The organism is Bradyrhizobium sp. (genome assembly GCF_035273305.1).
Taxonomy (GTDB): domain Bacteria; phylum Pseudomonadota; class Alphaproteobacteria; order Rhizobiales; family Xanthobacteraceae; genus Bradyrhizobium.
Genome location: NZ_DATEPI010000227.1, coordinates 1 through 5,170, shown reverse-complemented (window position 1 = coordinate 5,170; position 5,170 = coordinate 1). Strand labels below are relative to the sequence as shown.

At 61.7% G+C, this 5,170-nt stretch carries 5 protein-coding genes and 1 pseudogene; 1 reads left to right on the top strand and 5 read right to left on the bottom strand.

Going from position 1 to position 5,170, the window contains the following annotated elements:
• On the top strand, positions 1-382 hold a 382-nt coding region (locus tag VJV58_RS15430; RefSeq protein WP_324138230.1), incomplete at its 5' end, for an Lrp/AsnC family transcriptional regulator.
• 41 nt (positions 383-423) lie between these two features.
• Here VJV58_RS15430 and VJV58_RS15425 read toward each other — a convergent pair.
• From VJV58_RS15425 to VJV58_RS15405, 5 genes and pseudogenes are all read right to left on the bottom strand, one after another.
• On the bottom strand, positions 424-1,503 hold the full coding sequence (locus tag VJV58_RS15425) for a zinc-binding dehydrogenase (protein WP_324138229.1): 1,080 nt from the start codon (positions 1,501-1,503) through the stop codon (positions 424-426).
• 108 nt (positions 1,504-1,611) lie between these two features.
• The gene (locus VJV58_RS15420; RefSeq protein WP_414641505.1) at positions 1,612-2,601 is read right to left on the bottom strand and encodes a DMT family transporter; all 990 of its coding nucleotides are present in this window, start codon (positions 2,599-2,601) and stop codon (positions 1,612-1,614) included.
• A gap of 157 nt (positions 2,602-2,758) precedes the next feature.
• A complete protein-coding gene (locus VJV58_RS15415; RefSeq protein ID WP_324138228.1) occupies positions 2,759-3,598 on the bottom strand; it encodes an aldo/keto reductase in 840 nt (279 codons plus the stop codon).
• A 35-nt stretch (positions 3,599-3,633) separates the two neighbouring features.
• A complete protein-coding gene (locus VJV58_RS15410) occupies positions 3,634-4,533 on the bottom strand; it encodes an SMP-30/gluconolactonase/LRE family protein (protein ID WP_324138231.1) in 900 nt (299 codons plus the stop codon).
• Between the two features lie 86 nt (positions 4,534-4,619).
• Positions 4,620-5,170, bottom strand: a pseudogene (locus VJV58_RS15405) (hydroxyquinol 1,2-dioxygenase); the annotation flags it as partial.

Sequence of the window (5,170 nt, the reverse complement as noted above, 5' to 3'; positions counted from 1 at the left end):
CGAGCAGGTTGGCCTCTCGATTTCGCCGTGCCATCGCCGCGTCAAGCTTCTCGAACAGCGCGGCGTGATCACGCGCTATATCGCGACCGTCGACCAGAAGTCGCTTGGGCTGCACGTCAGCGTCTTCATCTCGATCAAACTGGCGCGCCAAAAGGAGGAAGACCTGAACCGGTTCGCCAAGGCGATCTCGAAATGGGACGAGGTGCTCGAGTGCTACCTGATGACCGGCAATCGAGATTACCTCCTGCGCGTGGTCGCCGCCGATCTATCCTCCTATGAAGCATTCCTGAAAAACAAGCTGACGCGACTAGATGGTATCGCCTCGATCGAGTCCAGTTTTGCGCTAAGTCAGGTGAAATATTCGATCGCTCTGCCGGTGTAGGCCACGACATCAACCGTGAGCTCCGGGGCTCGGCCGGGGTTCTAGCGCCAGGGCTCGACGATGATCTTGGTGTGCCGCTCAGGGTTGGCGAGCTCGGCAAACGCGCCGGCGACGCCATCGATGCCGATTGTCGCGGTCACCAGCGAAGCCGCCTCAACCTGCCCCTCCGCAATCAGACGCAGCAAGTGCGCGAATTCGTCGGGCGTATAGCCGAGTACATATTGGACGTTGAGCTCCTTCATGATCCCGAGCATCGGTTCGGAGCGATCCGGTTCCATGCAAACCCCGACCACTACAATTCGGGCGTCGCGCGGCGCGCCTTCAAATACCTGCTGGAGCACGCCGGGTATTCCGACGCATTCGAAGATCAACGCTGGCTTGAGTGCAGGCAACCAGGCCTGCAACGCAGGACGCGCGGCCTTCTGTTCCGGCGACATCGCGGCGTGCTCAGCCCAGGTCGCGTACGGCTGGGTGCGCGCGGGGTCGACGACGATGTCGGCGCCGAGTTTCTGCGCCAGCTCGCGGCGAGCCGGCGAGTAATCCGCGGCCACGATCGGATGCAATCCCTTCAGCTTCAACGCCGCGATCACGGCGAGCCCGACCGGACCGCAGCCGATCACCAATGGCACCTCGTCGCCGCGTATATTTGCCTTGGCGACGGCATGCACACCGACGGCCAGCGGTTCAGTGAGTGCGGCGTGTTCCGAAGCAAGACCGTTTGGCACCTCGAGCAACAACGCCTCGCTGAGCAGCATGCGCTCGGCATATCCGCCGACGTTTTCGTTTGAATAGCCGATCCCCTTCGGTCCCTCCGGCGTCAGCAACGCCGGCAACGAACACACGCGCGCCCCGGGCTTCAGCTTGCGTTGCGTAGCCGGTCCATAGTCGAGGATTTCGCAGCAGAATTCGTGGCCGAACACCACGTCGCGATCGAGATCCATCGGTGGGCGACCGAGTCGCCGCGACAATTCGACCATTCGATGGGCGTGTTTGCGCGCGTGCAGGTCAGAGCCGCAAATGCCGCAAGCCAGCGTCTTGACGAGCACCTGCCCCGCGGCCGGCCTGGGCTCCGGCAGCGTGTCGGCGACGATCTCTCCTTTTCTAAAAATGGCCGCGCGCAAACGACCCCCCCTGGTGTTCCGGCCGTCGCATTAGCCGCGCTTGGAGCGCTCTCGTCAACTGAACGATCCACAAGCCCGCTCCGTGCAGATGAGCACGTGTTGGATGGGCTACGCGTTAGGAGAGAGCTCGCCGTCCATCGCCAAAAGCTGCGAACGCCTGATCCGCTCGCGATGCGCGGTATAGAGCCCACTGCCCACGATAAACACCGCGCCGATCACGGTCCAGATATCCGGAAGTTCGCCGAAGATGACAAACCCGAGAATGCTAACCCACAGGAGCTGGGTATACGAGAACGGCGCGAGCACGGAGGCGTCGGCGTAACGAAACGCCAGCACAACAATCCATTGCCCTGCGGTCGATGCAATGCCGATGAAGATCCCAAACAGGATATCGTGCCAGCTCGGCGCCACCCAGACAAAGGGCACCAGCGCGCACATGATGCACGCGCCGGTGATCGAGGAATACGTCATGGTGGTGAGAGCGTGTTCCCTTCCACTCAGCATGCGCGTCATCACCAAGGTGCATGCCCACGCCAGCGCAGAGATGATCGGGAAAAAGGCGGCCGGATGAAACGCGCCAGTGCCGGGCCGCAGGATAATCAGTACCCCTATCAGCCCGACTGCCGTTGCAATCCAGCGGCGTACGCCGACGCTCTCGCCCAGAAACACGATCGACAGCGCGGTGACGAACAGCGGCGAGACGAAGCCGGTGGCGGAGGCTTCCGCTATCGGCAGAAACCGAAGACCCGATATGAAAAACAGGGACGAGCCCAGTAGCGCGGCACCGCGCAGCATCTGCAAGCCGGGTCTTTGGGAGCGCAATGAATAAAGCGGCGAACGCGGCAGCATCGCCGGGGACATGATCAGCGCGAACACCAGAAATCTGATCCAGGCGATCTCGATCGACGGCAAGGTCGCCGAGAGATATTTCGCGGTCACATCGGACATGCCGAGAAACACGGTCGATGCGAGGATCAGGACGATGCCGCGGAATGGCCGGTCTGCGCGCGCGGGGGCCGCACGATTGGGAGGAGGCTTATCAGGCAAGGGCAATCGGGTACTGTCCAGCCTGGCGGATGCGGCGGATGGCGGGGTCACTGTCGAACTCGGGCGCAGAAATTTTCGATTCGGGCGATGACCCCAAAAACGACAATTGCTCCCGAACGACAAGCGCCGAAAACAGGCAGCCGATATGCGCGATTGTCAGCGAGTTCGTTTGTTAGCGAACTGCATGCAAAGCAGCCACACACACGGTCTAAAGCATCGGCAAGCCGCGCGGTCTGGTTCCCAACGGAAACACCTCGTCGAGCGCCGCGAGTTGGTCGGGGCTTAGCACGAGATCGCCTGCCCCGGCATTCTCGGCGGCATGCGCCGGATTCGAGGCTTTTGGAATCGCGAACAGTTGCGGATCGCGCGTCAAAAACGCCAATGCCACCTGACGCGGCGAGGCTCCATGCGCCTGCGCAATCCTGTGCAGCGCCTGGCCCCCCTTGCCGTTCGCTTGCGGAAAGTCGCCACTGCCAAAAGGCGAGTAAGCGACCACCGCGACCGCGTGCTGCTTACACCAGGGAATCACCGCATGCTCGATCGCGCGCTCGTTCAGATGATAGAGCACTTGATTACACGCGATCTTGCCTTCGCCCGCAATCGCCAGCGTCTCGTCCAGATCATCGTCATCAAAATTGCTGACCCCCCAAGAGCGGATCTTGCCCTCCGCGACCAGGTGCTCGAATGCCGCGACTGTTTCCGACAATGGATAGGAACCGCGCCAATGCAGCAGATAGCAGTCGAGCCGATCTGTTCTCAGCCGCTTCAGCGAGCGCTCGCAAGCCGTGACGGTGCCGCGTCGCGAGGCATTGCTCGGCAAAACCTTTGACACAAGGAACACATCGTCGCGCCGCCCGACGATTGCCTCCGCGATCACCAGCTCGGCATCGCCATACATTTCCGCGGTGTCGATGTGAGTCAGGCCGAGATCGATGCCACGCCGCAGAGCGGCGACCGCCTGTTGCCGATCGCCGTGATCGATATGCCAGGTTCCTTGCCCGATGACCGACACCGGCGCACCGCCTGGCCCGAATGGTCGAGATCTCATTTCATTACCGATCGTTCGTCAAAGCCATGAATGCGCTACCTCAATTCGCTGATGTCGGCGACAAGCACGGTGCCGGTCGCCGATTCCGTCACATAGAGGCGGTCGCGGTTGGCGCCACCGAGCGCGACGTTGGTGCAACTCGGTCCCGCGCAGGACTTGATCTGCGCCACCAGCTCTCCATTCGGAGCGAACACGAACACATGTCCGAGCGAGGCGTGCGCCACAAACAGGCGGCCGGCTTTGTCGACGGCCAATCCGTCCGGCCCGCTGGCGCCGAACATCGAACAGAAGCGGCCGACCTTGGAGACGTTGCCGTCTTTCATGAAGGGCAATCGCCACACCGCGTTGTCCCGCGTCATCGCGACAAACAGCACGGTTTCGCCGGGATCGAGCACTAGGCCGTTGGGGCTAATCCCGGTATCGATCAGGCAGTCGAGACGCCCTGCGCGCGAGAGCCGATAGACCCGCCCGCTTGGATCATGCAACCCGGTCTGGCCCTGGTCGGTGAAATAGATGTCGCCATTCGAGGCGATGTGGAGGTCGTTGCATCCTTTGAAGGATTCGGAATTGCGCGCGGTCAGGATCGGTTGCATCCGGCCCGCCTTCACATCGAGCTCCATGATGCCGTGCATGTAGTCGGCCACGAACACCCGACCATCCGCGCTGATTTTCAGCCCATTGGGCCAGCCATCATATTCGATCACCAGCGACCATTCGCCATCCGGCGCGATCCGAAAGATGCGGCCAAAGGGAATGTCGACCACGTAGAGTCGGCCCTCGGCGTCGAATGCAGGGCCTTCGATAAAACAGTCGGTGGGCTGACCCGGGCGGTTGGCGTCCGCCCAATCGGTGCGCACGCCGCGGCGCCGAAACTTCTCCGGCATCGGCGAAAACATGGTGGTGCCGATGAGCTGCGGCGGAGCTTCAAGATACATCATGCTTGCGTCTTTACCTGTCGTTCAAAGCGACGGGCAAGATAATTGAGGATGCAGGTGCGGTCGATGTCGACTTCAGCTAGCGCTCACGCGCCCTCGGTCGCTGCCATCATCGGCTTTGGCGCCGTGCCCCGGCCCGGCTTTAGCCGAAATTCGTAGCGCATGAGATACCAGGGCGCCTCGGCGGGCTTGCCATCCGGCATGGTCGCATCGGCGCGTTTCTCCACTTTGGAAACCAGATCGTTCTTGACCCCGAACACCACGTCGGAATCGAGATACTTATCTCCCTCGATAAAGACGTGCGTGACCAGCGGCTCGTACCCCGGTGCATTGACCAGAAAATGGACGTGCGCCGGCCGCATCGGATGACGCCGCGTCTGCAGGATCATTTCACCAACGGGCCCATCGGTCGGGATCGGATAGCTGCAAGGCAGGATGGTGCGGAAGAAAAATCGCCCGTCCGCATCGGTGGTGAATCGGCCCCGCGACGACGGACCTTGCGCCTCGTAATCGGGTTTCTGTGAATCGTAATACCCCTCATCGTCGGCATGCCAGACGTCGACCGGCACGCCGTGCAAGGGTTTGCCGTTCAGGTCGGTCACTCGGCTCTGCACGAACATCCGCTCTCCGGGAATGT